We start from the raw sequence: 1,554 nt of genomic DNA on the forward strand, positions 1-1,554 counted from the left end.
CTGATCCTAGCCAAAATAATGGACAGTACTTCCCTCTAAAGATAACGTAACGTTAACTTTGGAGATCCAAGAAATGGCCAAACGTTTTAGTGCTGAATTTAAACAGCAAGCAATTGATTATGCACTTTCAAACTCACACGAGCCTATAGCTGCAATCGCCCAGAAATTAGGTGTGGGTTATTCAACTTTAGACAAATGGATTCGTGAAACCAATCCAGTGGGTTCAAGCAAACGTCAACTTTCACCAGAACAACAGCGGATCTTGGAATTAGAGAAAGAAGTCAAACAGCTCAAGGAAGCCAATGACATCTTAAAAAAAGCGCATGTGTACTTTCTAACAGATCATGCCAAGAAAAGTACACGGTAATTCAAGATCTAGATATGAATGAAGTCACGGTATCTTCTGCCTGTAAATACCTAGGTGTCAGCACTTCAGGCTATTATGCCTGGCGAAAACGTCAGGCCAATACGGTAGAGAAATATAATGATTTAAAAGCCGTATATTGGCAGCATCATGCACGATTGGGTGCACCTTCATTGGTACATGACATGCATGATTTAGGTTACAGCATGAGTGAACGCACTGTTGGAAGAATGCTGAAAAATCTGGGTTTACGCAGCAGGATTGCGCGTAAATACAAGCATACGACTGATTCAAACCATCGTTTGCCTACAGCACCCAATCTGTTAGAGCGTCAATTTACAGTCATTCAGCCTAACAAGGTTTGGACAACGGATATTACCTATATCCGTACCAAGCAAGGTTGGCTGTATTTATGTGTGATGCTGGATCTATTTAGTCGTCGTATCGTGGGGTGGCAAACCAGCCATCGAATAGACCGCCAGTTGGTGTGTGATACGTTTAACTATGCAATGGCTCGTCAGGGTTATCCAACTGGTGTTATGGTTCATTCGGACCAAGGTTCACAGTACTGTAGTCGTGATTTTAGAGCGCTGTTACTGACAAATGATTGTACTCAGAGTATGTCTAGACGTGGAAACTGTTGGGATAATGCAGTGACTGAAAGCTTCTTTCATACATTGAAAGGTCATGTGGTCCATGGCAGTGTGTTTGCCACTCGAAAAGAAGCGAATGCTGTCTTGTTTGACTATATTGAGATTTATTACAATCGGGTCAGAAGACATTCTGCAAATGGCTGGTTAAGCCCTGAAGCCTTTGAGAAGAAATATTTTAAGAATTTAGAGGGATTTGTTGTCCACGATACTGTCTAGGATCAGGTAAACTATAGACACTCATCAGGAGTTTACCATGAGCAAGAAACAGAAGACTTACACCGCAGAATTTAAAGTTGAAGCAATAAAATTGATTGAAGCCAATCAAGGCAATGTATCGGAAACAGCCAGACAACTTGGCATTTCAATGCAAACTCTTTCAAATTGGAATAATAAAGCAAAGACTGGCACCTTAGCAGGCACTAAACAATATTCACCTGATCTAAATGCCTTACTCGAAGAAAATAAAAAGCTCAAACAACAGCTCAAAACAGCTGAAATGGAACGTGAATTTCTAAAAAAGGCAGCAGCGTACTTTGC

1 protein-coding gene and 1 pseudogene are annotated in these 1,554 nt (G+C 40.9%); both read left to right on the forward strand.

What is annotated here, in order from left to right; translation table 11 throughout:
- The first annotated feature begins 73 nt into the window (after window positions 1-73).
- Window positions 74-1,233 (forward strand): IS3 family transposase gene (locus J582_RS25115; RefSeq protein ID WP_085945698.1). Its coding sequence is split into 2 segments (ribosomal slippage): window positions 74-308 and window positions 308-1,233, totalling 1,161 coding nucleotides; the frame shifts between segments, so codons are not numbered across the junction.
- A 37-nt stretch (window positions 1,234-1,270) separates the two neighbouring features.
- Window positions 1,271-1,554, forward strand: a pseudogene (locus J582_RS25120) (transposase); the annotation flags it as partial.

The organism is Acinetobacter sp. 1566109 (genome assembly GCF_000582255.1).
Lineage (GTDB): Bacteria > Pseudomonadota > Gammaproteobacteria > Pseudomonadales > Moraxellaceae > Acinetobacter > Acinetobacter nosocomialis.